The 24,907-nt window shown below is 58.8% G+C and carries 22 protein-coding genes; 13 read left to right on the top strand and 9 right to left on the bottom strand.

Annotated elements, in window-relative coordinates; all coding sequences use genetic code 11:
* Nucleotides 1-7: 7 nt before the first annotated feature.
* On the bottom strand, nucleotides 8-985 hold the full coding sequence (locus tag ACI0FG_RS18160; protein WP_419786428.1) for a hypothetical protein: 978 nt from the start codon (nucleotides 983-985) through the stop codon (nucleotides 8-10).
* Nucleotides 986-1,557: 572 nt separating this feature from the next.
* Between ACI0FG_RS18160 and ACI0FG_RS18155 the strand changes: the two genes are divergently transcribed.
* The 4 genes from ACI0FG_RS18155 to ACI0FG_RS18140 are packed head-to-tail and all read left to right on the top strand — an operon-like array spanning nucleotide 1,558 to nucleotide 7,099.
* On the top strand, nucleotides 1,558-2,883 hold the full coding sequence (locus ACI0FG_RS18155; RefSeq protein WP_419786427.1) for a glycosyltransferase family 9 protein: 1,326 nt from the start codon (nucleotides 1,558-1,560) through the stop codon (nucleotides 2,881-2,883).
* Nucleotides 2,880-5,000 (top strand): glycosyltransferase, encoded by a 2,121-nt coding sequence (locus tag ACI0FG_RS18150; RefSeq protein WP_419786426.1) that lies wholly within the window; start codon nucleotides 2,880-2,882, stop codon nucleotides 4,998-5,000. The genes ACI0FG_RS18155 and ACI0FG_RS18150 overlap by 4 nt, the downstream gene beginning before the upstream one ends.
* A 28-nt stretch (nucleotides 5,001-5,028) precedes the next feature.
* Entirely contained in the window at nucleotides 5,029-6,153 is a 1,125-nt protein-coding gene (locus ACI0FG_RS18145) for an FkbM family methyltransferase (protein ID WP_419786425.1), read from the top strand.
* Nucleotide 6,154: 1 nt separating this feature from the next.
* Nucleotides 6,155-7,099, top strand: coding sequence for a glycosyltransferase family 2 protein (locus tag ACI0FG_RS18140; RefSeq protein WP_419786424.1), 945 nt, complete (start codon nucleotides 6,155-6,157; stop codon nucleotides 7,097-7,099).
* A gap of 2,248 nt (nucleotides 7,100-9,347) precedes the next feature.
* Here the strand turns inward: ACI0FG_RS18140 and ACI0FG_RS18135 are convergent.
* Genes ACI0FG_RS18135 through ACI0FG_RS18115 form a run of 5 tightly spaced genes read right to left on the bottom strand, consistent with a single transcriptional unit; the run spans nucleotide 9,348 to nucleotide 14,165 of the window.
* Nucleotides 9,348-10,070 carry an ABC transporter ATP-binding protein gene (locus tag ACI0FG_RS18135; RefSeq protein ID WP_419786423.1) on the bottom strand — a complete coding sequence of 241 codons (723 nt, stop codon included), beginning with the start codon at nucleotides 10,068-10,070 and terminating at the stop codon, nucleotides 9,348-9,350.
* Between the two features lie 9 nt (nucleotides 10,071-10,079).
* A complete protein-coding gene (locus ACI0FG_RS18130) occupies nucleotides 10,080-11,270 on the bottom strand; it encodes an ABC transporter permease subunit (RefSeq protein ID WP_419786422.1) in 1,191 nt (396 codons plus the stop codon).
* The gene (locus tag ACI0FG_RS18125; protein ID WP_419786421.1) at nucleotides 11,251-12,153 is read right to left on the bottom strand and encodes a branched-chain amino acid ABC transporter permease; all 903 of its coding nucleotides are present in this window, start codon (nucleotides 12,151-12,153) and stop codon (nucleotides 11,251-11,253) included. Before ACI0FG_RS18125 ends, ACI0FG_RS18130 begins: the two co-directional genes overlap by 20 nt.
* A gap of 59 nt (nucleotides 12,154-12,212) precedes the next feature.
* Nucleotides 12,213-13,367 (bottom strand): branched-chain amino acid ABC transporter substrate-binding protein, encoded by a 1,155-nt coding sequence (locus tag ACI0FG_RS18120; protein WP_419786420.1) that lies wholly within the window; start codon nucleotides 13,365-13,367, stop codon nucleotides 12,213-12,215.
* 42 nt (nucleotides 13,368-13,409) lie between these two features.
* Entirely contained in the window at nucleotides 13,410-14,165 is a 756-nt protein-coding gene (locus ACI0FG_RS18115) for an ABC transporter ATP-binding protein (protein ID WP_419786419.1), read from the bottom strand.
* A 315-nt stretch (nucleotides 14,166-14,480) separates the two neighbouring features.
* Between ACI0FG_RS18115 and ACI0FG_RS18110 the strand changes: the two genes are divergently transcribed.
* Complete coding sequence (locus ACI0FG_RS18110; protein WP_419786418.1) at nucleotides 14,481-15,236, top strand: SDR family oxidoreductase; 756 nt, start codon at nucleotides 14,481-14,483, stop codon at nucleotides 15,234-15,236.
* A 313-nt stretch (nucleotides 15,237-15,549) separates the two neighbouring features.
* Here ACI0FG_RS18110 and ACI0FG_RS18105 read toward each other — a convergent pair whose 3' ends face one another.
* Nucleotides 15,550-16,032: a DUF3124 domain-containing protein gene (locus tag ACI0FG_RS18105; protein WP_419786417.1), complete on the bottom strand. Its 483-nt coding sequence runs from the start codon at nucleotides 16,030-16,032 to the stop codon at nucleotides 15,550-15,552.
* 75 nt (nucleotides 16,033-16,107) lie between these two features.
* On the bottom strand, nucleotides 16,108-16,845 hold the full coding sequence (locus ACI0FG_RS18100) for a sulfite exporter TauE/SafE family protein (RefSeq protein ID WP_419786416.1): 738 nt from the start codon (nucleotides 16,843-16,845) through the stop codon (nucleotides 16,108-16,110).
* A gap of 118 nt (nucleotides 16,846-16,963) precedes the next feature.
* Between ACI0FG_RS18100 and argJ the strand changes: the two genes are divergently transcribed.
* The 8 genes from argJ to ACI0FG_RS18060 all read left to right on the top strand — a co-directional run bounded on the left by argJ (nucleotide 16,964) and on the right by ACI0FG_RS18060 (nucleotide 24,020).
* Nucleotides 16,964-18,145: a bifunctional glutamate N-acetyltransferase/amino-acid acetyltransferase ArgJ gene (argJ, locus tag ACI0FG_RS18095; RefSeq protein WP_419786415.1), complete on the top strand. Its 1,182-nt coding sequence runs from the start codon at nucleotides 16,964-16,966 to the stop codon at nucleotides 18,143-18,145.
* Between the two features lie 921 nt (nucleotides 18,146-19,066).
* Nucleotides 19,067-19,681 carry an HD domain-containing protein gene (locus tag ACI0FG_RS18090; protein ID WP_419786414.1) on the top strand — a complete coding sequence of 205 codons (615 nt, stop codon included), beginning with the start codon at nucleotides 19,067-19,069 and terminating at the stop codon, nucleotides 19,679-19,681.
* A gap of 201 nt (nucleotides 19,682-19,882) precedes the next feature.
* Nucleotides 19,883-20,689: an MlaE family ABC transporter permease gene (locus tag ACI0FG_RS18085; protein WP_419786413.1), complete on the top strand. Its 807-nt coding sequence runs from the start codon at nucleotides 19,883-19,885 to the stop codon at nucleotides 20,687-20,689.
* A gap of 11 nt (nucleotides 20,690-20,700) precedes the next feature.
* Entirely contained in the window at nucleotides 20,701-21,534 is an 834-nt protein-coding gene (locus ACI0FG_RS18080; protein WP_419786412.1) for an ABC transporter ATP-binding protein, read from the top strand.
* 19 nt (nucleotides 21,535-21,553) lie between these two features.
* A complete protein-coding gene (mlaD, locus tag ACI0FG_RS18075) occupies nucleotides 21,554-21,997 on the top strand; it encodes an outer membrane lipid asymmetry maintenance protein MlaD (RefSeq protein ID WP_419786411.1) in 444 nt (147 codons plus the stop codon).
* A 24-nt stretch (nucleotides 21,998-22,021) separates the two neighbouring features.
* A complete protein-coding gene (locus ACI0FG_RS18070) occupies nucleotides 22,022-22,678 on the top strand; it encodes an ABC transporter substrate-binding protein (protein ID WP_419786410.1) in 657 nt (218 codons plus the stop codon).
* Nucleotides 22,679-22,687: 9 nt separating this feature from the next.
* Nucleotides 22,688-23,512, top strand: coding sequence for an MlaA family lipoprotein (locus tag ACI0FG_RS18065; RefSeq protein ID WP_419786409.1), 825 nt, complete (start codon nucleotides 22,688-22,690; stop codon nucleotides 23,510-23,512).
* A gap of 34 nt (nucleotides 23,513-23,546) precedes the next feature.
* Nucleotides 23,547-24,020, top strand: coding sequence for a metallophosphoesterase family protein (locus tag ACI0FG_RS18060; protein ID WP_419786408.1), 474 nt, complete (start codon nucleotides 23,547-23,549; stop codon nucleotides 24,018-24,020).
* A 201-nt stretch (nucleotides 24,021-24,221) separates the two neighbouring features.
* Here ACI0FG_RS18060 and ACI0FG_RS18055 read toward each other — a convergent pair whose 3' ends face one another.
* Entirely contained in the window at nucleotides 24,222-24,893 is a 672-nt protein-coding gene (locus ACI0FG_RS18055; RefSeq protein WP_419786407.1) for a D-lyxose/D-mannose family sugar isomerase, read from the bottom strand.
* Nucleotides 24,894-24,907 lie beyond the last annotated feature (14 nt).

Here is a 24,907-nt window from a genome sequence, read left to right as displayed (position 1 = left end):
AGACGAATTAATTATCACTTCCGGCCCCGGTACAGGCCGTCCACAGCATGGGAACGGTCTCGGCGTGTCTGCCTTTGACGTAATGACTGGTGCCGCCGTCCGCAACGGTCCTGACCAGCATGGTCTTCCACGGACGAAAATAATACCCGGCGGTGGACTTGGACGGCTGGACTCGGAAATCGTCGGGCAGATCATGCAGGTCGCAGACCAGCGTGGTGAAGTGTCGGATGCTCTCGCCCGTTGGCCGGGCCGCGTTGCGGGCCATGGACAAGGCCTTCAGGTAAATCTCCGGAGCCATGATGGCGCTGCCGAAATTCATGACCACGCCGCCCTCCAGATTGCGAACCTCCTCGGTATAGCGCAGAAAATCCAAGTGGGAGGTCGCCCCCCAGGCACCGCCGTCATAGTTGGGATGTTCGCACACGATGTCGTACCCGATGCCCACATGCATCGTCACCGGGATGCCCAGTTCGTAGGCTTTGGCAAAAAGGCTGATGTCACGATGCGGAAACTTACCCTCGGAAATGGCCCGGCCCACGGCATGGCCCAGCGGCATCTTCCGCCTTGCCGCATCGGAGGCGATATCGTTGAGGCGCGAGGTCTCCTGCCACAGCCCGAAACGGCCGTCGCGGATGTATTTGGCAACAGACTCGGTGGTTGCGCCGATCAGCGCGAATTCGAAATCGTGAATGGCGCAGGCCCCATTGACGGCGATGAGGGAAATCAAGCCCTTTTCCATAAGGTCGAACAGATAGCGCTGGACGCCGGAGCGAAGCACATGCGCCCCGATCATCAATATGCGTGCCGCTCCCTTTTCGCGTGCCGCCTTCAACGCTTTGGCCGTGGCTGCAAGGCCGGGATGAATGTCGGCCACCGGGGCCATCGGACCGATCACCGTCGTATCCAGGTCGTGCACCCGCTCGCTCAAGGGACGCAATTCCAACTTGCCAAGATCAAAAAGCGTATCGTCGCCGTGTTTCGCCACGGATTCCTCCTTTATTGAATATCTTTGGCAGGGTATCCTATTTGTTCTGCCCAGGAAAATTGATCGAGCCCGGCCGCATGACACCGCGGCACCGGATGCATCGTAATCAAAACAGGCCGCAGGGAAAATGAAAAAACGTTTCCCGCCCCGGGGCCGTCTCAGAGGGAAACCCCGACCATTTTATCGGTGAATGGTTTAAGCCTCTCAGCAAGGCATTCTCCCTTTCCCAGCAGGCCAATAGCATCACACCCATATTCTTCGCTCTATGCGTTAATCTCCAATTTTTTCGGCTTCATCCGTACAAGCCCCAGGGAAAGCCGTCCCCTTATAATGGCAAGGCGCAAAGCGACACAGCGCGGCATCATCCTTGCTTTGTATCAAATTATGGGAAAAAATTGCCCAAGGTATGACGCCAGGCCAATGCAGACACTCTGAGAGACAACGAAAACTCCGGGCAGGCGTTGACATATATGGGCACTTTGTCCAAAGTTTTCAGCGAGACTGATCATACAGTTATCGAATAAAAATTTCCGGGTGAACGTCCATCAACCTATGCAATGAGATCAGCGAGCATGTCCGTATCCATAACCGGTTCCACCACCAGCCGCTCGGAAGGCGTCCTCGTCCTCCCGGAACCGGGACTCATTTCGCTGGCCCATATTCGGGACCTACGGCCCGGTACGGTGCTGTGCCACGAGACGGACAAGGCTTCGGCGGCCGAACAGTTTCCGAACAGCCGCATCGTTACCTATGCGAGCGGCAGCCTTACGCCTGCCCGGGCTGATCTGAATGAGCTGACAGCCCTGGTGGCACCGGTGACCGACGCCATTCTGGTGCGCGACGAGGACCGCCGCCATGGGTGGGATGCCTACATTACGGCGCTGGGCCTCATGGGCGCGACCCGCATAACGCTCCTCGGGCAGTCCGGCAGCAACTCTGTCCAGGCACAGCCCAAGGGCGATATGGCCGAGGCCCGATCGCTCCTGCTTTCGGCCTGCGGTGGCATCGGCAACGTGATTCAGACCACGCCATTGCTGGCTGCGGCCATGGACCTCGGTCTCAAAACGTATTTTTTGCCCCTTGCGGACACGCCGGGCGTCTCCCTGGCTTCGCTGTTTCGCGGTGCGGCGGATGGCCTTACCGTAATCGGACCCGAGGACCTCGACCATATAAAAGCGGATATCCGATTGAACATAGAAGCCCGCGCCTATCGAACCGGGGGCGAATATTTCCACTCTCCCTACCGCGAGCCCGGCGACCGGCCGGAGCCTGAAGCGTACGCCCAGTTTTTCAAGAACGTTACCGGCATCCGTCCCGATCCGATCCGGACCTTTGTTGGCGGCTTTGATGCCGCCATCCCGGCATCCCGGCGTGGCCGTGTTGTTCTCTGCCCAGGCTCCAAGGCGGGCTGGGACTCCAAGCGCTGGCCGCACTTCGCCGCGCTGGCCGCAAGGCTGGACCGGCCGTTGATCCTCTGCCGCGAGGCGGATCTGGACGCATACGACAGGCTGGATTTTCTTCATGCCCTGCGCGGCGTGGACGCGGAATTCGTCACCGATGCGTCCCTGCCCGAGGCCGCGGCCATTCTGCGCGCAGCGCGGCTGGTCATTGCCAACGACTGCGGGCTGGCCCATCTGGCCGCAGCTACCGGCGCAGCCACCCTGGTGCTTTTCGGACCGTCCTCCAAGAGCAAAAACCAGCCGCTGGCCCCCAATGCCGTGAGTATCTCCCTGGATCTCGCCTGTCAGCCCTGCCAGGGCAGGCAAAGCGGGCCGGGACGGCTCGGACCGGGTGAATTTTCCTGCGAAATCGGTTATCCATGTCTGAAAGACCTTTCCCCGGACCGGGTGCTGGCCGAGGCCGACGCCCTTCTCAACGCAAGCGAGGCAACCGCGTGAAAATCAATTTCCTGAACGATGGCTTCCGCAACTGCGGCGGATGCCTCCAGATCGTCAAATATGCCAACCTGCTGGCCGACATGGGGCACGAGACGTACCTGACCTACACCCACTCCTTCTGCTTCGACCTGTGCGAGGTGAAGGCAGGGCTGGTCTACTCCCCGCTGCTGCGGGCCGATGAAGTGCCGGACGCGGACGCCGTGCTGTGCAGCTCCTGGTCCATGGCCGAGAAGCTGGCCGGGCTGCCTGCGTCCAAGGGCGCCAAGTTCGCCTATTTGCAGGATTTCGAAAACTGGTCCGGCACCAGCGAATCGATCATCGGCAACTGGCGGCAGCCCGTGCACCTTGTGGCCGTGGCCCATTATCTGGAGGATGCGGCAGCAACGCATACCTCAAAGAAAGCGACGCGCATCCCCTACGGTATAGATTTCGATCTCTTCTATCCCGGTGACAAGCGGATGCCCGGCCCGGAAGGGCTGGTCATCGGCGGCCTGTACAACGCCATGACGCGCAAGCGGTTCGGCGACCTGCTGGCCGTGGTGGAGAACCTGCGTCTGCGCGGCACGCCGGTGCAGCTCAAGCTCTTTGGCGCCGTGGAGCGCCCGGAAACCATACCGGATTATGCCGAGTATCTCTGCTGTCCGTCCCGCACGGAGCTGGCGGACCTGATGCGCGCCTGCCACATCTGGCTGGCCATGAGCGAGCAGGAGGGGCTGCACATTCCGCCCATGGAGGCCATGGCCTGCGGCGCGGTACCCGTATGCACGGATATCGGCGGCATGCGCGACTACTGCCTGGACAACGAGACCGGCTGTCGCATTGAGGTGGGTGACATCACCGGCGCGGCGGACCGTATCGCCTCCCTGCATCGCGACCCGGACCTGCTGGGGCGGCTGGCGACCAATTCCCTGGACCACATCCGGGCCATGGGATCGGAAAAAGAAAACGCGGCGCGCATGGCCGAACTCTTCGCCTCCCGCGCCGGTGACGACGGGCAGGCGGCCCTCTTTGATTTCACGGCAATCAACCACAACACCCACGCCACACTGGCCACCTATCTGGCCGCTGCGCAGCGCCATCTGGAGCAAGGAGAGGCGGACTTTGCCGACACACTGGTGGAGCCTGTCATTGATTTCTATGAATCCATGGCCGTAAACGCCGACCATCCCGGCGTGCTGGCCCGGCACCAGGACAATTACGGCCTTGCGCTGACACTGCGCAACGCCATCTACAAGGAAACGCGGCGCGGCTTCCTGCAACGCACCTTCCGCTATGCCCCGACCCGCCCCGGAGTGCTGAACGCCCTGGCTGAATCCCATGGCCGCGAACTGGTTTCCTCCTATGCGAACAACGCCCGATTTGACGGCAAACTTCGCATCTATCTGACCCTGGCCTGCAACCTGAACTGCCCCTACTGCGTCAATGAGAAAACCCGCAATGTGGACAAGAAACGCAAGCCCGCCTCGGCCGATGCCTGGGTCGAGGCCATCAACCGCGAGGGGCGCCACGTGGTCTTCACCGGCGGCGAGCCGTTCCTGTTCAAGGACCTGCCCGGGCTCATCAACCGCATCGACTCGTTCCTCTCGGTTTCGGTCTACACCAACCTGAGCATGGACGTGACAGACCAACTGCGCGCCCTGAACCGCGAGGTCCGGTTCTTTGCCAGCTGGCACGCCCATCAGCGGCCGGACCGCGAAGTCTTCCTGAACAACGCCCGACTCATCCTGGACAATCCGCGCTTCACCCTCACGGCCCACGCCATTGAGGCCCACGAGAACCAGCAAACCCTGGCGGACGACCTGGAATTTTTCCGCGAGCAGGGGCTGCCCATCGAAGTGGACGTGGACCAGCGCGACTTTGCGGGCTGTATGCGCGATACCGGGCGAGACGCCCTGTGCCGCAAGCGCATCTACCTTATCGACCCGGAAGGAACCCGCTACCAGTGCGTATCCAGGCTGATGCGCAAGGACCGGCCCATGGAGGATATCTTCTCCCATCCGCTGCGGGAGGACATCTGCGTGGACACCTGCCCGGACTACGGCCTGTGCGCCCCCTGCGACGGTCTGGGCGAGACATGCATGGGCGTGCTCGGCTCCGGCAAAATCAGCGGCCAGTAACCACAGCCCGGAAGCAAAGGGACACATCATGAATGAACAATTCCTCGACCTGGACGATCTGCCGAAAAACGGCCGGGTCGTCATCTACGGGACCGGCGCGGCGGCCAAGGCCGTGCTTGAGCGTATCCGTACCCAGCGTCCCGACATCACCGTCCCCTGTCTGGCGGATTCCTTTCGCCCAGGCGAGGCGCACGGGCTGCCGATTGTAAAGCGAGACGGCCTCTCCGCCATTGAGGGCGGTTTCGATCTCATCCTCATTGCCTCCGCGTGGTGGCAGGACATCGGCGCGGGGCTGGACGCGCAGGGGATCGGCCCCTGGGCGGTGGCCGCCATGTGGCTTTGGCACAAGTATGTTTTTTCAGACAGCGAATTGCAGGCAGCCAGACCCCAACTTGAGGAGGCCGAAGCTCTGCTGGCCACGGAGCAGGATCGTGAAATATTCCGGTTTCTGACCGAATGCCGTCGCCAGGGCTCTCCGCTGGTCGATACCCAGAGCATCTGCCCGACCATCACCGACTATCTTCAGGTTCGGTCCAGCCTGCTCGGACACCAGCAGGGCCAGTATCTGGATTTTGTGGACCGAAAGCCCATCGCAACGATGATCCACGCCGGGGTCTTCGACGGCACCGACTGCCTGCGCTTTCTGGAAGCCTTCCCGAACATCAAAGCCATCCACGGGTTCGACCCCCAAGGCATCGCAAACATCAAGCCCGCGACCCTGACCATCATAGAAGGTTCCGGACGGGTTCATATCCACCCCTTCGGCCTGTGGAATCACAGTTGCTCGCTGCCACTGGCCAGTGGCGGCCCTGTCGCAACCTTCTGCCAGGACGACGCGGCCGAACAGGATTGCCCCCGAATACAGACGGTCTCCATTGATGAATTCGTCGAAGAGCAGGGCATTAAGCGCATCGACTACATCTGCCTGGATGTGGAGAGCGCGGAACAGCGTGTGCTCGACGGCGCGCGCCGAACCATAAAAAACCACCGGCCGCAACTGGCCGTGTGCATCTATCACCTGAAGGAAGACTTCTTCAGGCTCCCGCTCTCCATGGCCGAACAACTGGAGAACTACGTTTTTCACCTGGGGCACTACAACGGCAGCCTCAACGAGAGCGTGCTCTACGCCCTGCCTGCGGAACTGGCGGACTGACATGCAGAGCCTGCTCACGCCCGAACGCTTTTTCGTCATCATTCCGGCCTACAATTGCGGGGAGTACATAAGGCCATGCCTGGATTCGCTCCTCACCCAGACCTTTACCGGCTGGACCGCGCTGGTGGCCGACGACGGGTCCGACGACGACACCTCCGAGCGCGTGCGCCCCTTTCTGGACGACCCGCGTATCCGGCTGCGCACCGGAAACGAACGCGCCTGGCTGATGGGCAATACCCTGGCCGCCCTGCGCTCGCTCTCCCTGCGTCCCAACGACGTTGCGGCCGTGGTAGACGGTGACGACTGGCTGGCCCCTACCTGTCTGGAGCGGCTGTGGGAACGCCACCTGGCCGGGTTTGATCTGGTCTATGCCGACGACGAGATACAGGGCGGCGGCCATTCCGTGGGCAGACCATTCATCCGATCCGCCCCGGCCCGCGCGCAGGCATGGTGTTTTGCCCACCCCCGATCATTCAAGGGGTATCTGTTCAATCTGCTGACGGACAACACATTTCGCGACCGCGACGGCAATTATTTTCGTTGCGCGGGTGACCTCTCCCTGGCCCTGCCCATGGCCGAACTGGCCGGACCGGAAAAAATCGATTTCGTGGATGAGCCGCTCTATCACTACCGCGTACACGGCTCCTGCAATTTCAAGGTGATGCGGGACGAACAGCTCCGTAACAACTGGGATATCCGATCCCGCACGGCTCTGCGTCGCCAGACCGAGTATTTCGATTTCGTCCACCCTGTCGAAGCGCTGGAGAAGTCGGGCATCGACGCCCTGGCCCGGGAAGTACGGGCGAGTTATCCCGCTCCGTTTACCGTGAATATTCGGCACCGCATTGCGGCGGATGAGGCGGATTCCTGGCGGGCTTACCACAATTTATGGGTGGAGGAAGGGGTTTTCTTGAGTGGCGATGTTGCGGAGGATGGTCTTTCTTGATCTTGTGATTAAGGGAAAAGAGGAGAGCCGGGTTTGAAGCCGTTCGGCTTCAAAGTCCCCTCCATGCCCTGCGCGGGCGGCGGTTCTTTTTTGCTGGGCCAAAAAAGAACGAAAAAAGGCCCTTGCGAGTAGCTTGGCCGCCGACGTGTTACGTCGGAAGCATCCGATCCAAGCGGGACGGCTCCATTTCAGGAAAAGTATAGTGCCGTTCCTCCGCGAACAGATCGAGGCTGCCCCCATCCGTCCGGGTGGCTCACGGGAGCCGCTTACCCGCTTGGTCGGCTGCTAACCGCCGAAACACAGGGCTGGTCTCAGGGAATTAGCTGCAACGCCTTTCAGGACCGGACGGTTGTCTTCAGGACCTTCTTTTGCGGATGTTCGGGTTCTTGCTTGCCGTAACGTCAAAGAGACAAGCTACTTCGTGGAAGCCCTGCGGGGACGCGGCTTAGAAGCTGACCAAACGGCCGGAGCGAATTTTCGCGGCCCGGCGGTTTTAAGTCCCCGCCTTGGGTCGCGGGAGCGCAGGCCGTTTGGATCAGATTCTTTGCCCGTCACCGGGGCGATGGGGCATGGCACCCCAAGAGCGCTTTTTGGTTACTTTTGGGCGCTCTGGTCCAAAAGTAACTCGCACCTTTAGGGTGCGAAACACTCTATAGTGAATCCCGCCGGAGGCGGCTCCACTTCTGTATTTTGTTTTTCTCTTCTGCTTCTGCTTCTGCCTTTGCCTTTAATACCAAGAGCAGAAAGCCGGGTTTGAAGCCGGTCGGCTTCAAAATCCCTCCAATGCCCTGCGCGGGCGGCGGTTCTTTTTGCTGGGCCAAAAAGAACGAAAAAGGCCCTTGGGGGTAGACTGGCCGCCTGCGTGTTTCGCCGGAAGCATCCGATCCAAGCGGGACGGCTCCATCAAATGAAAAGTATAGTACCGTTTCTCCGCGAACAGATCGAGGCTACCACCATCCGTCCGGGTGGCTGACAGGAGCCGCCTTACCCGCTTGGTCGGCTGCTAACCGTCGAAACACAGGGCTGGTCTCGACCGAATTAACTGTTACGTTTTCCGAGACCAGATGGTTGTCTTCAGGACCTCCTTTTGCGGATATTCAGACTTCTGCTTGCCGCAGCGGCGAATAGCCAAGCTGCTTCTAAGAAACCCTGCGGGGACGCGGCTTAGAAGCTGACCAAACGGCCGGAGCGAATTTTCGCGGCCCGGCGGTTTTAAGCTTCCCGCATTGGGCCACGGGAGCGCAGGCCGTTTGGATCAGATTCTTTGCCCGTCACCGGGGCGGTGGGCATGGTACCCCAAGAGCGCTTTTTGGTTACTTTTGGGCGCTCTGGTCCAAAAGTAACTCGCACCTTGAGGGTGCGAAACACTCTGAAATGAATCCCGCCGGAGGCGACTCCACTTCTGTATTTTGTCTTTCTCTTCTGCTTCTGCTTTCTGCTTTTGCCTTTAATACCAAGAGCAGAGAGCCGGGTTTGAAGCCGGTCGGCTTCAAAATCCCCTCCATGCCCTGCGCGGGCGGCGGTTCTTTTTGCTGGGCCAAAAAGAACGAAAAAGGCCCTTGGGGGTAGACTGGCCGCCTGCGTGTTTCGCCGGAAGCATCCGATCCAAGCGGGACGGCTCCATCAAATGAAAAGTATAGTACCGTTCCTCCGCGAACAGATCGAGGCTACCGCCAGCCGTCCGGGTGGCTTACGGGAGCCGCCTTACCCGCTTGGTCGGCTGTTAACCGTCGAAACACAGGGCTGGTCTCAGCGAATTAACTGTGACGCTTTCCGAGGCCGGACGTATGTCTTCAGGACTTTCTTTTGCGGATGTTCAGACTTTTGCTTGCCGCAATGGCGCATAGCCAAGCTACTTCGAAGAAGCCCTGCGGGGACGCGGCTTAGAAGCTGACCAAACGGCCGGAGCGAATTTTCGCGGCCCGGCGGTTTTAAGTCCCCGCCATGGGGCGCGGGAGCGCAGGCCGTTTGGATCAGATTCTTGGCCCGTCACCGGGGCGAGGGGCATGGCACCCCAAGAGCGCTTTTTGGTTACTTTTGGGCGCTCTGGTCCAAAAGTAACTCGCACCTTGAGGGTGCGAAACACTCTAAAGTGAATCCCGCCGGAGGCGGCTCAACTTCTGCCTTTTGGTCTTTCTCTTCCCTTCCCTTTACTTCCCTTCACTTCTCCACCCATCTCCAACAACAAAAACGCCCCGAATGCGTCAGCATCCGGGGCGTTTCTTTCAAAAAAAAACGAAAGGAAAACCTACTCGCCCAAATACGCCTTGCGAATATCCGGGTTGTTCAGCAACGCCTGCGCGTCATCCTCCATGACCACGGAGCCGGTCTCCAAAACATAACCGCGCTTGGCACACTGCAACGCCAGATTGGCGTTCTGCTCCACCAGCACCACGGTGACGCCCTGCTCGTTGATCATCTTAACGATGTTGAAGATCTGCTGCACGAGCAGCGGGGCCAGTCCCATGGACGGTTCGTCCAGAAGCAAAACATTGGGACGGCTCATCAAGGCCCGGCCCATGGCCAGCATCTGCTGCTCACCGCCGGAGAGGGTGCCGCCCATCTGTTTACGGCGTTCAAAAAGCTTGGGAAACAGTTCGAAGACGCGTTCGAGGTCTTCCTTGATTCCGGCCGCATCGCTGCGGAAGAATGCGCCCATGTCCAGGTTTTCCATCACGGAAAGCCGGGGGAAGATGCGCCGCCCCTCCGGGACCTGACACAGACCCATGGTGGGCAGCACGTCGCTGCCGACGTCGTTGATGCGCTCCCCCATGTAAAGGATGTCGCCCTGCACGGCCTTGACCACGTTGCAGATGGTCATCAGCGTGGTGGACTTGCCAGCGCCGTTGGCGCCGATGACGGTCACGATCTCGCCGGGATAAACCTTGAGCGAAATTCCCTTGAGCGCCTTGATGCGGCCATAGGCCGACACCACGTTCCTCAGTTCCAGTATGGGCTGATTCTCAACCATCTTGTCTTTCTACTCCATTTCCTCGGACCGTCGGCCGACACGTTTGGCAGGCCAGATGCCCGCGGGCCGAATCAGCATCATCAGGGTCATCACGCCGCCGAAGACCAACATACGGTACAGCTCGAATTCGCGGAACACCTCGGGCAGGGCCACCAGGGCGAGCACACCGAGGATGACGCCGGGGATGGACCCCATGCCGCCCAGCACGACCATGGACAGCACCATGGCGGATTCCAGGAACGAAAAGGATTCGGGGCCGACAAAGCGCATCCGGGCCGCAAAGAATGCCCCGGCGAATCCGGCGAAGGTCGCGCCCATGGCATAGGCCAGCAGCTTGAGCAAAAAGGTGTTCACGCCCATCAGTTCGGCAGCGGTCTCGTCCTCGCGAATGGCCTCCCAGGCCCGGCCTATGCGCGAATAATTCAGACGGAAAACCGAAAGGATTGTTATGATCGCGATGGCCAGGATGACGTAATAGAGCGAAGCCAGACTGCGAAATTCGTAGCCGAACAGCGAGGGTCGGGGGATGCCGAGGATACCGTTGGGACCGTTGGTCAGCTCCATCCAGTTGTTCAGGATGAGGCGGACGATCTCGCCGAAACCGAGGGTGACGATGGCCAGATAGTCGCCGCGCATACGCAGCGTCGGATAGCCGATGATGCTGCCCGCAATGGCCGCCATCACACCGGCGATGGGCAGACAGACCCAGAAGGAAAGCCCGAAATGCAGACTGAGCAGGGCGTAGGTATACGCGCCCACCCCGTAGAAGGCGATATAGCCGAGGTCGAGCAGACCGGCCAGACCGACCACCACGTTCAGGCCCAGACCGAGGCAGATGTAGATGAGCACCGAGATGGCCACGTCATGGGCGTAGCGGCCCGTCACCAGCGGATAGACAACGGCCACGGCAAGGACGCCGAGGAGCAGCATCCACGTCGGCGTGCGCTCGTAGAACCGCTGGATCAGCCCGGCGGCGGATTTGATCGGCCTGCCTGCCGAATCCAGATAACCGGCTTCCTTGACCTGATAGAAAAAGAGCACGAACACGACGGCCACGGCTACATAGCCGAAGACCTTGAACGTCGCGGCGAACTCCAGCCCTTCGGGCTTGATGCCGAGGAGGGGCCACAGGAGGATGAGGAACCAGACAAGACCGACGGCGCAGCCCGTCCACAATTTTTTAGACCCGCGTATCGTCAACGTTCTCTCCCATGATGCCGGTGGGTTTGAAATAGAGGACCGCGATCAGAATAATGAAGGCGAAAACGTCCTTGTACTCGCCGGAAATGTATCCGGCCGCGAAAATTTCGACCATGCCGATGATCAGCCCGCCGATGAGTGCGCCGGTAATGTTGCCGATGCCGCCCAGAACGGCGGCGGCAAAGGCCTTGATGCCCGGCACAAAGCCCATGGAGTAGTTGACCGAGCCGTAGTACAGCCCGACCATGATACCGGCGGCGGCCGCCAGCCCCGCGCCGATGGCGAAGGTGATGGCGATGATCCGGTTGGAATTGATGCCGACCAGCGCGGACATGATCTTGTCCTGGGACGTGGCGCGCATGGCCCGGCCGATGCGTGTCTTGAAGACCAGCAGGTTGAGCCCGATGAGCAGCACCGCCGTCAGGGCCACGATGAATATCTGCATATAGGAGACCGAGACCATGCCCCAGTGCAGGCCGCCCGAAGTGATCTCCGTGGGGTAGGCCTTGTCGTACACGCCCTGGGTGAGCATCAATCCGTTTTGCAGGAAGATGGACATGCCGAGAGCGGAGAGCAGCACAGCCAGCCGGGACGCCTGCCGAAGCGGCCGGTAGGCCAGCCGTTCCACGGCCATGGCCAGGAGTGCGCAGTAGCCCATGGACAGCACCAGACCGATGGCCAGGCAGGCATAGGGGTTCACCCCCTGCGCGGAAAGATAGGAAATGAGGATCACGCCCATGTATCCGCCCGCGGCAAAGAACTCGCCGTGGGCAAAGTTGATGAGCTGGATAATGCCGTAGACCATGGTATAGCCCAGGGCAATGAGCGCGTACACGCCGCCGAGGGTGATGCCGTTGATCAGCTGTTGAATGAAAAATTCCATGGGATTCCGGTGCCGGGGCCCCGCCAGTGCGGGACCCCGGTCGTTTTTACGGTGTGCGGCTAGTACTTTTCGCCGGTCAGGGAGTTCCAGTAAGGCACGAACTTGCCGTCCTTGATCTGGTAGACGGTGTAGTTGGAGCCGGAATCACCCTTGTCGTTGTAGGAGATTTCCTTGGAGGCACCGGTGAACTTCAGCTTGGTGAGCTGCTCGCGCACCTTGGCCGGATCGGTGGTGCCGGCGGCCTTGACCGCGTTAAGGTAAGCGGTGGCGGAGTCGAAGGAGTAGGCGGAGTAGGCACCGGGCTCCTTGCCGGTCTTCTCCTTCCACTTGGCCTGGAATTCCTTGAAGGCCGGGGCGTTCTTGTCGATGGCGCCAAAGGTCAGGAACATGCCTTCGGCATCATCCTTGGCGATCTCGATAAGCTGCGGATGGTACACGGCATCCTGTCCCATGAGGGTGGCGGTGATGCCCATGCGCTTGGCCTGAATGACCATGAGCGCACCGGTGGCGGAGTTCTGCAGCGAGACGTAGACCAGATCAGGATTGGCGGCCTTCACCTTGGTCAGTACGGCGGAGTAATCCTTGTCGCCCTGGTTGACGTGGTCGTGATCCAGGACCTCGATGCCCGCTTCCTTGGCCGCAACCTCAACGCCGTCGGCCAGTCCCTGGGAGTAGGTGGTCTTGTCGTCCACGATGAAGATTTTCTTCACGCCCAGCACGTCTTTCATGAACTTGACGGCGGCGGGACCCTGGTGGTCGTCGCGGCCGCAGGTGCGGAACATGTAGGGCAGGCCCCGTTCGGTGACCTTGGGGCTGGTGGAGGCCGGGGTCAGCATGACAATGTTTTCCTCGGCCAGGGTCTCGGAGGCCGGGATGGTGGAACTGGAGCAGTACGCACCTACCACGCCGGTGACCTTCTCGTTGATCAGCTTGTTGGCAGCGGCAACGGCCTGTTTCGGATCACAGGCGCTGTCCTGCGGAAATACCTTGATATCGGAGAACCCCGGAATGCCGCCCTTGGCCTTGAAGACTTCCACGGCAATCTCCGCGCCCTGACGGATGTCATTGCCATCGGCCGCATAGGGACCGGTCAGCGGCGACATGGTACCGATCTTGAGTACCTGTTCGCCCTTTTTCTCCTCCTTGCCGCCGCAGCCGCCGAGCACGAGACCCAGCATGGCCAGGGCCACTACCAGCACGAGTAAACGTTTCATAGACACTCTCTCTCCATTTTGCGGTTGTGGCCAGCCTCTCACTTACTGACCCAAATATGCCTCAATCACGGCGGGATTGCGCTGAATCTCCTCCGGCAGCCCCTCCGCGATCATTACGCCGTGATCCAGCACGATGATGCGGTTGCAAATCCCCATGACAACCTTCATGTCGTGCTCCACCATGAGCACGTTGATCCCGAGTTCCGTGATGCGCCCGATGGACTCCATCAACTCCCGGGATTCGGCCGGGTTCAGGCCTGCGGCAGGCTCGTCCAGCAGGATGGTATGCGGCTCGCTTGCCAGCGCCCGGGCAATCTCCAACCGGCGCTGATAGCCGTAGGCCAGGTTGGAGGCCACTTCATCGGCCCGCTTGCCCAGTCCCATGAAATCCAGCGCGTCCTGCGCCTTGGCCTGGATGCGCTCCTCCTCCCGCCTCTGGGACGGGGACCGAAGGATGGCTCCGAGCACGCCTTTTTTCGACCGGCTGTGCTGGGCGACCATGCAGTTCTCCAGCGCGGTCATGTTCTGAAACAGACGAATGTTCTGAAAAGTCCGTGCGATACCCATGCCCAAAATCTGGTAGGGCCGCAGCCCGGTGATGGTCTTGCCGTCGTAGCTGGCCGTGCCCGAAGACACGTGATACACACCCGTGATCACGTTGAAGACTGTGGTTTTCCCTGCGCCGTTCGGGCCGATGAGCCCGATGACCTCCCCCTCGGAAACGGAAAAAGAAACGTCGGTCAGAGCCTGCAATCCGCCGAAGCGCACACAGACGTCGTCAAGAATTAGATTTGCCATAAGTACCCAATCATATAGTAAAAATCCGCTCCGATAGCAAGCTAAATATTATTCGCCGCCACCCCTCAACAGGCAGATATGATGAACTTTTTTCCGCATCAAACAGAGTTTTCTACCCCAATATCTCTAAAAAGTCCATTTCACGGCGCTTTCGACCGGAGAACATTTCTTTTTTTGCCCCAAATTGTCAAATTGGCGAACAGTTCCATACATTTTGGTAGTGAATTACCACTTTACGCCTCTGAATTATGCTTTTACCCTTGCATTCTCCACAAAGCCCTTTCGACTTTCACCTGAAACCAACGGAGATGCACCATGCAGAAAACCGTCTTCATCACCGGCGCCACCGCCGGATTCGGCAAGGCAATGGCCGAACGATATGCCCGCGAAGGATGGCGGCTCGTCCTCACCGGACGCCGCAAGGAACGGCTGGATGAACTCAAGGCCGAACTGGCCCCGGCCCCCGTGGCAACCCTCTGCTTCGACGTGCGCGACCGCACCGCCTGCGAAAAGGCCGTAGCATCCCTGCCCGCCGAGTTCGCCGACATCGACGTGCTGGTCAACAATGCCGGACTCGCCCTCGGCCTGGAGCCCGTACAGGAATGCGATCTGAACGACTGGGAAACTATGATCGACACCAATATCAAGGGCCTGACCTACATCACCCGCGCCATCCTGCCCGGCATGGTCAAGCGCGACACCGGCCACGTGGTCAACCTCGGCTCCGTGGCGGGCAACTACCCCTACCCCGGCGGCAACTGCTACGGCGGCACCAAGGCCTTCGTGAATCACTTCTCCAAAAACATGCGCGCCGACCTGCTCGGCACCAAAGTCCGGGTCACCTGCATCGAACCCGGCATGTGCGTGACTGAATTCTCCGTCGTCCGCTTCAAGGGCGACAAGGAAGCCGCGGACAAGGTCTACGAGGGCACCCAGTCCATCACGCCCGAAGATATCGCCGAGTGCGTCTACTGGGCCACGACCCTGCCCGCACACGTCAACATCAACGAACTCGAAGTCATGCCCGTACAGCAGGCTTTCTCCCCCTTCGCCGTGTCCCGCGACAAGTAATCCCGCACGAAAAAGCCGCCGGAGGAGGAATGCCTCCGGCGGCTTAAGAACCTTTTGAAAAAGGTTCTTAAGAATCTCCAAAACTTTTTGGTTTCGCTTCGCGGGGATTGCCGCGAAGGACGCTATCTTATTGAGAAATCGAGGACTGTTTCATTTTTTAGTAATTCGTTCTCCCAGCCTCAGTTCAGCTAATCCCATCAACTACCGCCCCCTCCGCACATACCGCGCGCAGCGCAAACAAAAAGTTCTGGAGAGTCCAGAGAACCTCTTTCAAGAGGTTCTTTGGCCCCGCCGGAGGCGCCCCCGGAGGGTCTTAGTCTTCCTCGATGACCACGCCGTCGCAGACGAAGGAGATGCCCTGAGTGGAGGCGGTGCCTATCATGACGGCCTGGATGATGGGGATATTGACCTTCTGGGTCGAAGTCCATTTGACGGTGAAGTTGGCTCCGGAGCCGCCCTGCTGGTCGCGCTCGGGGATGTGCACTTCATAGGTAACCATAGGGCCGATGGTCACAGGCTCGGAGACGTATTCCTTCATCATTTTTCCGTGGTCGTTGTAGTATTGGACCGAAGTCACGGTGATGGACTGGGCGTGATCCACGTTGCGAATAGAAAGCAGCGCGGAGAGGTTGTAGGGTCGGCCTTTTATACCCTGATAGACGTGGGAATAAACCGGCACATAGACTTCCTGGCTGGTCGCCTGTCGCAGGACGCGGCCTGCCAGGGCAGAGGTGGCGATCAGAAAAAAAACGGCCAGAAGACAGAAGACGAGGGCCGAACGGCGGATGACGGGCATACGGACTCCTTGGAATCGGGTTTGCTGTTCAATCTATGCCTGTATGCAGCAGGGAAGGCAAGATGCGGTTGCGGACTAAACGAAGAGAGAGCGGGCCACCAGCCCCGCACCCAGCAGGAGGAGCAGGACCATGACAACCTGACGAAAGACCGGCTCCGGCAGCAGGCGGCGTACCCGGCCGCCCAGCCAGATGCCGAGGCCGACGGGAAGCACGCCCACAGCGGATACGATCATGGCATCGGAAGAGAGCAAGCCGAGTTTTCCCAGGCCGATGAGCATGATGACGCTGGCCACGGTGAACGAGGTGTTGATCGCCTGGACCAGCTCGTCCTTGGTGATGTCGAGGGAGATGAGATAAGGCAGGATGGGCATGATCTGGGAGCCGGTCAGGCCGTTGACCAACCCGGTGGACAAGCCGACGGCAGTGGCGCTGAACGGCGTATGCCGCAAATGGAGCTGACCGCCCCACAATCCCCATGCGGCATAGAGGATCATGGCCACGCCGAGAACGGTGCGCGGCAAGGTCCCGCCGCTCGAACCGAGCAGCCAGAGGCCGACGCAAAGACCCGGCACCGCAGCCAGATACATCAACCAGAACCGTTTCAGCATCCGGCCGAAACCGCCCGCGTCGATCATGACCATGCCGTTGGACAGCAGGGAGGGAATGATGACCAGCGGGATTGCCAGCTGCATGTCCATATAGGCGGCCATGACGCCGAGGCAGGTGGTGGCGAACCCGAGGCCCGCCGTCCCCTTGAGGAACGCCGCGAAGAAGAAGGTGGCGAGAATGCAGACGATGATGAACGGTTCCATGGTGTTACCCGCATACTCCAGTCCGATCAAGGGTACAAGGGGTTTTCTGCTTTTCAACGGTCCGGCTCTGCGCTACAGGAGGAGGTCCCGACAACACGACATCTATCGGAGTAAAGAAATGAACGTACCCAAGGGATTCCGGTTCGCCGCCACAGCGGCCAACTTCAAGACCCCCGGCAAGCTTGACCTGGGCGCTATTGTCAGCGCGGCCCCGGCCGTGGCCGCCGGTGTGTTCACCACCAACAAATTTCAGGCCGCGCCCGTGCTCCAATGCCGGGAAATGCTGGCCGCAGGCCGACGGATGTCCGGCTTTGTCGTCAACTCGGGCCAGGCCAACGCCTGCACCGGAGATACCGGCCGCGCCAATTGCCGCGAGACCCTGAATCTGGCCGCCAAGGTGCTGGACGTACCGGCGGACGAACTGCTGCCCGCCTCCACCGGCGTCATCGGCGCGCAGCTCAAAATGGACAAATGGGAAGCGGCCCTGCCCGCCCTGGCCGAGTCGCTCGAGACCGGCACGCCCGAGGATTTCGCCCGCGCCATCATGACCACGGACACCGTGCCCAAGCTGGCCGAGGCATCCTTCGAGCTCAAGGGCGGCGAGGTCCGCCTGCTCGGCATGTGCAAGGGATCGGGCATGATCAGCCCCAAGATGGCCACCATGCTCTCCTTCATCACCTGCGACGCGGACATTTCCGCCGAGGCATGGCAGGTCATGCTCAAGGACTGCGTGGACCTGACCATCAACCGGGTCACGGTGGACGGCGACATGTCCACCAACGATTCGGTCATGGCCCTGGCCAACGGCCAGTCCGGAGTGGCCATCGAGAGCGAGGACGACTACGTGCTGCTGCGCAAACACCTGCTCTCCGTGCTGGAAGATCTGGCATATAAAATAGTCATGGACGCCGAGGGTGGCACCAAGGTGGCCTTTATCGAGGTCTCGGGAGCCAAAAACGACGCCGACGCCGAAAAAGTGGCGCGCGCCGTGGGCAACTCGCCCCTGGTCAAGACCGCGCTCTTCGGCTCGGACCCGAACTGGGGCCGCATCATCTGCGCGGCAGGCTACTCCGGGGCGGACTTCAAGGCCGACGACCTTGTGCTCAAGATCGGCGGCGTGCTGGTCTTCCGCAACGGCACCCCGGAACCGGGCGACATGGACGACCTCCTCGGGCCGATCATGAAGGAACGGGACATCGTCATCCACATCGCGGTCGGCGAAGGCCCCGGCTCCTCCATGCTCCTGGCCAGCGACCTGACCAAGGACTACGTGTCCATCAACGCGGACTACCGCTCATAGAATGTTCTTTAAAGCTTTCGATCAGAAAGAGTCGAGAATAGTTCGACATTCTTCGTATGCATTTTTCATAGTATTCTGCATCTTGTCTTTTGCTTATTATAAAGGGATGCTTGGTGAATACATCTCTTTTTACATGGGATATTGTGACATAGTAGATTATTCTCGACATTTAATAGTGCCATTCTTCATACTTGGATTGCTGTATATTTATCTATCCAGTGTTTTCACTTTGGTCTTATACAACAATGACGCTGGTATACTATCAAAATTATCTATTTTTGTAATTGGCGTCTTTGTCGTCGGATTCTTTTATTTACGATTTGTTCGTACCGGGAGCACATATCACATAGCGATATTTAGCATTACAGGTGTACTATTTTTTATAGCGTGTATTGATAAAATTAGTTTAAAATGGCGAATCGTGTCATGCCTCATCGGAGCCTTACTAATCAGTACATTTTTCGCTTATTACATCGGAGATTACAAAAGATTTTTAGTTGAATCAGGAAAATCATACCTCGCTCTAAAAAAAGAATCCAATATGCAATTGTGGGACAAGTCGCAGCTAACATGCAACGAGCTCAAGTATTTCATCCACCTAGGGTCAAAGACATTCTTTCTTACCCCAGTCAACGAGATTCATCTTTTTGAAGACAGTGAACTAAAATCAATTATTTTAAAAAAAGTAGTTCAAATTAAAATTCCACAGCAAGTAAAGCCACAAAATTAAGAGGCAAAAGTTTTGAGCGCCCCCACAGGGAAGGATAAACACTCTAAAAGGTCAGACCATATCCTTTCCAATATAATTTTACACCTCTCCATCTTCCCTCTCTCCATTCGGTCCGCTCGGATATAACACCCTCGCCAATCGGGGAGGTTTAACGTATGCTTCTCGCCACCAAAAGCATATGGAGCGATTTGATGGGACAGGATAGCGGCCGGGACCGGCTGACGAGGATAGTCGATTTTCTGAATGAGTGTGGCATGTTGCGCAAAACGCCGCGTACCGGATACCAGTTTTTGGGCACCGGGAGCGAGGATGTGGCCCAGCACTCTTTCCGCACAACGGTTATCGGACATGTCCTGGCCCTGATGGCCGGGGCCGACGTGGCCCGCACCACATATATGTGCCTCTTTCATGACCTGCACGAGGCCCGTACCGCAGACTTCAACTATGTGAATAAAATTTACGACTCTTCCCGGCAAACCGAAGCGCTGGAGCACGCCACCATGGGCACCGGCCTCGAAGACGCCGTGCTCGGCTACTGGAAGGAACTGGAGGATGCCGAGAGCCTGGAGGCCAAGCTGGCCCAGGATGCGGACCAGATCGACTTCATCATGAACCTCAAGGAAGAGCTGGACCTTGGGAACAAGTACGCGGGCGACTGGATGGAGATGGCCGTGGAGCGGATTCGGACGGATTGGGGACGCCAGCTGGTGGATACCGTGACCAAGACGGACCACAAGGATTGGTGGACACTTCGACCCGACCGGGACTGGTGGACGCGCAAAAACGGCAAGGACAAGCTGAAATAATTGGACTCGGAGAAAAAATAATTAATTGACCCGACTTGTTCCAGGAATTGGTATTGCCGTTTGCCCTTGGATTCGTTACATAGCGCAAAATCATAGTTCATTATACGTTACGGTAGGGACCCGGCCGTGTCCCCCCGAGCGAGAAGAATAATCACGGGTGGTCCGCACTCTGAAGAGAAGCGGAAAAAGGTGAAACCGTTCATGGCCGAAAAGGCAGAGAGCACATTGCTTCCCCAAGTCGGGGTACTGACGTTATTCCGCAATCTCCTTGATGAGTTGGGGGGTCTATTCCTGTTTCTCCTGGAATCCCTGTCCCTCATTTTCGCAGGGAGGGGCCAGATCAGCAAGACCATCCGTCAGATCTATTTCATCGGAGTGCAGTCGGTCAGCGTCATCGCGCTCATCGGCCTGTTTACGGGCATGGTCATGGGTATGCAGCTCTACTATGCCCTGTCCACCTTTGGTGCCGACGGATTTCTCGGCACGGGCGTGGCCCTTTCCATGGTTCGCGAACTCGCTCCGGTGCTCTCGGCCATCATGCTCACGGGCCGGGCCGGTTCGGCCATGACCGCCGAGATCGGCGTCATGCGCATCTCGGAGCAGATCGATGCCCTGACCATCATGGACATCAACCCCAAACGGTATCTGGTTGCGCCCAAGATGGCCGCCTGCCTGATCTCCTTCCCCATCCTGACCACCTTTTTCAATCTCATCGCCATGTGGGGCGGCTGGCTCACCGGCGTCAAGCTGCTGGGAGCCAACGAGGGCGTGTACTGGTCGCGGGTGACGGACGCGCTCGACTGGACGGATATCGAGGGAGGCCTGATCAAGGCACTGTTTTTTGGTGTGTTGGTCTGCACCATCTGCTGTTTTGAGGGCTACTACACCCACCTTCGCTCCGGCCACGCCGGGCCCGAGGGTGTCAGCCAGTCCACCACCAGCGCAGTGGTCAAATCCTGCGTGGTCATCCTGGCGGCCGATTACATTTTGACGTCTCTTCTCTGGTAGGATCGAATTTCATGGTTACGAGTACAGCGCCGAGCATACGACTGGAAAACCTCACCGTGGGATACGGAGGAAAGGCCGTGGTCAGCAACCTCGACCTGACTTTCCCCGGCGGCAGGCTGACCATGGTCGTCGGCGGATCGGGATCGGGGAAATCCACCCTGCTCCGGCACATCCTCCAGCTCCAGCCCGCCATCACCGGCAAGATATTTTTCGGGGGGCATGACATGTGCTCCCTTTCCAGCAGCAAGATGCACTGCATCCGCCAGCGCATGGGAGTGCTGTTCCAGGACGGCGCCCTGCTGGGGTCGCTCCGGCTCATGGACAACATCGCCCTGCCGCTCAGGGAACACACCCGGCTCAAGGAAAAGAAAATCATGGAGATCGTGCACGACCGGCTGGAGCTGGTCGGACTCGGACATGCCATGGAGCTGTTCCCCAACGAGCTCTCCGGCGGTATGCGCAAGCGCGCCGGACTGGCGCGGGCCCTGGTCATGGACCCGCAGGTTCTGTTCTGCGACGAACCGACTTCCGGCCTGGACCCGATCATGTCGGCCGAGCTGGACCAGTTGCTGCTGGAGATGATGCGCCACTTTGACATGACCATGGTGGTGGTGACTCACGATCTGGCAAGTATGCGCGCCCTGGCCGACCACGTGGTCATGCTTGGGGAAGGCCGGTGCCTGTACGAGGGATCGCTCGCGGAACTGGAGCGGACCGAAGATCCGTACCTGCGCCACTATCTGGATCGGGTCGCGGATGAACGTGACACGCCCAGGCTGACGCGTCCTCCGTTGCGCGGGGAGATCATGAAGCGCAACTGCGACAAGATACTTGGTGACTCATAACGTCCGGAAGGGTGATGCGATGAAATTAAAAAAAGAAACAGCGGTAGGCCTCTTCGTCCTGGTGGGGCTGTTGGCCGTGGCATATATGAGCATCAAGCTCGGTAACGTGCGGATGTTCTCGGACAAGTACTATTCAATAAGTGCCGATTTTTCAGATATTTCCGGGCTCAAGATCAATGCGCCGATCCAGATGTTCGGCGTCAAAATCGGCTTTGTGGAAACCATCACCCTTGACCAGGAAAAGGGTGTCGCACGGGTCGGAATGCTCATCGACAAAGGCGTCAAGCTGACGGACGACGCCATTGTCTCAGTGAAGACCAATGGGCTGATCGGCGACAAGTACCTCAAGATCGCACCCGGCGGGTTGGGAGATCCCGTAGAGAACGGCGGCACGCTGTTCGATACCAACCCGGCCGTCGACCTAGAGGATCTGATAAGTAAGTTTGCCTTTGGAAAGGTCTAGAAGACAAGAGGTTAAGAGGGAAGTATGCTCAACAAATGCAAAATTGCGTTTCTGGTGCTGGCCTGCGCCTGTCTGCTGGGCCCCCTGTCCGCCCAGGCAACGCAAAGTCCCACGGACCGCGTCAAGGAAGGGGTGGACAAAATCATCAAGATCCTGTCGGCCCCAGCCATTACCGATCCTGCGCAGCGCGACAAGGCCATTGAAGAGCTGCGGGACGTGGCCGACAACTATATCGATTTCAAACTGACCACCATGTATGCCGTGGGCAAGCCTTGGCTCAAGATGTCGCCGGAATTGCAGAATAATCTCACAAATGCATTCATCCAGCTGCTGGAAAGGACCTACCTGAAGCGTATTCCCGCCTATGGTGGCCAGGGGGTCAACTATACCAAAGAGGATATAGTAGGCAAAAAGGCTAAGGTCGTTTCCGAACTAACCGATAAAGAAAAGAAAATAGTTGTTGAGTTTCGGTTGAGAATGGTACAGGGTACGTGGATGATTTATGATGTGGTGGCCGAAGGCGTCAGTCTTGTGGCCAACTATCGTAGTCAGTTCTCCCAGATTCTCACTGACGGGACCGGGGAAGATTTGCTCAAGCTGATCCAGGAACGGATTCAGAAATTGGACGAACAGGGTGACGGCGGCAGCGACGACAACGCAACCCTCGTCCCCCAGGGATAGCATAATAATATGAACGCCCGGCTGATCATCGCATTCTTGTTGACCGCACTCCTCATGGTGGGAGTGGGGTCTGCCTTTGCGTCCGATGCAGGGCAGCCCAAGGATGAAATCGTCGTCAGCCAGTTGACGGATATGAAGGGCGCGGGCGCAGCCTCCGACGCGTCCGACTATGCAGATTTCGGCGACGATGAATATTCCGATACCAAGACGCTCATCAGCGATCCGCTGAGTGGCTGGAACAAGGTCTGGTTCTATTTCAACGACGCCATGTTCCGGGGTGTTTTCAAGCCCGTTGCTTCGGGCTATGCCTGGATGGTACCTGCCAAGCCCCGCCAATGGGTGCGCAACTTCTTCGTCAACATGCTCTTCCCGGTACGATTCGTGAACAACGTCCTCCAGGGTAAGTTCGATGCCGCCTATATGGAGTTCTCCAAGTTCGTCGCCAATACGAGCTTTGGTATGCTCGGCTTTGTCGACGTTACTGCCGACAAAAAGAAAAACTGGCTGCCCGAACGGCCCACTGCCGACGGCTTCGGCCAGACGCTCGGCAAGGCGGGCATCGGCCAGGGCTTTTATCTCGTCTGGCCCTTCCTCGGTCCCAGCTCCGTGCGCGAGACTGTTGGCTGGGTGGGAGACTACTTCCTCGATCCCCTGACCTACGGCGACCTTTCCTTCATCGAAATCGTTGCCATCCGCGCCTACAAGAACGTGAACAACCTCTCGCTGGAACTCCAAACCAACGAATATGAGGCCATCACCAACGGCGCCATTGACAAGTACGCCGCCGTGCGAGACGCCTACATCCGCTTCCGGGCCAAGAAGGTCCAGGAGTAACTCGAAGCCCAGTCCACGGGCCTCTTCTTCCACTATGCTGATCGCAGTCATTTCGGACTCCCACATGGGCCGTCCTCCGGCGTGGCTTGATACGGTCTACGACAAATGGCTCGCCCCCGCCGATCATCTCGTGCACTGCGGCGACATCACTTCCCCGGCCACCTGGTCCTACTTTCTCCGGCACCCCAGCTTCCACTGCGTGCGTGGCAACTGCGACCACGACCGCCAATTGGTAGATGAGCTGGAGCCCATGTTGACCACGGGCCTTGGTCCGCTCACCGTGGGCGTTACCCACGGCTGGGGGCCTCGCTCCCAGGTCAGCCTTGCCGTGGCACGCGCCTTTGGGCCGGAGTACGATCTGGTCTGCTATGGGCACACACACATCCCGGACTGGTCCATCATCGAGAATGTCCAGGTATGCAACCCTGGCTCGCTAGGCGAAGGCTCCCTCGCGCAGATCACCGTATCCGAAAACGGTGCCCTGAACTGCGAATTCATCAGATTCTAGCTGCCTCTTCCCTCTTTCTCCCATCCCATCCGGGGCCATTCATTACACGGCCCTGAGAAACAGCAAGTTACCGAACACTCACCGGCGCGAAGTACCCCGATCTGCAAACGGAACATGCCTTGCCGCTCATGCGGCGACAGACACAAAAAAAGGAGGCCGTAGCGGTCTCCTTTCTTCATTGAATCTGTTGGGTAAGCTATTCTATATGAACTCGGGATAGTCGGTGCAAAGGAGGTGCAGCGGCGGCTCGTCCTCAATGATTTCGGGGAAGCGGGGCTGCGCCTTGTGGAAACGGTTGTCGGTGTTGTCGTCGTTGACGGAGGACACTTCTCCGACCAGCACTTTCCCCTTGCCTGCCTCGCCGTAAAAGCGGTGATATATGCCCTGCGTGAGAAAAATGGACTCACCCGGGGTGAGGATAACCTTGCCGCCGGGCTCAACCTCGCGGGGCATTCCGTCCACCAGTACGGAGACAGGGGTGTCGGCCAGTTCCTCATCCGCTGTTGAGTTGTAAAGCTCGATGACGAGATTGCCGCCGCCCCGGTTGATGATGTCCTCTGTCTTGGCCCAGTGAAAGTGCATGGGGCAGATCTGATTTTCCCGGACAATCATGATCTTCTCTGCGTATTTCTTGGCCTGCGGCGCGTTGAGATCTCCGTTGCGCAGGGTGAAGAGAATCAGCCCCCGGCGCTCGAAATCTCCGGCACCGTAGTCCGTCAGGTCCCAGCCAAGCTGGTGACGGACGACCTCGGTATCGCCCGTGCCCTTCCAGTCGGCCGGGCTCCAAAAAGCCCAGGGCGGCAGACGGAAAAAGAAGGAATCAAAGAAGGCTTTGGCATCAGTGATCAGGGCATTAATTTCGCTTCGTTTCATGGGAGCGACAGTAT

The sequence above is a fragment of the Pseudodesulfovibrio sp. 7M6 genome (assembly GCF_050058625.1).
Taxonomy (GTDB): domain Bacteria; phylum Desulfobacterota; class Desulfovibrionia; order Desulfovibrionales; family Desulfovibrionaceae; genus Pseudodesulfovibrio; species Pseudodesulfovibrio salinus.
Note: the sequence above shows the minus strand (reverse complement) of the source record. Positions and strands in the feature narration are given on the sequence as shown.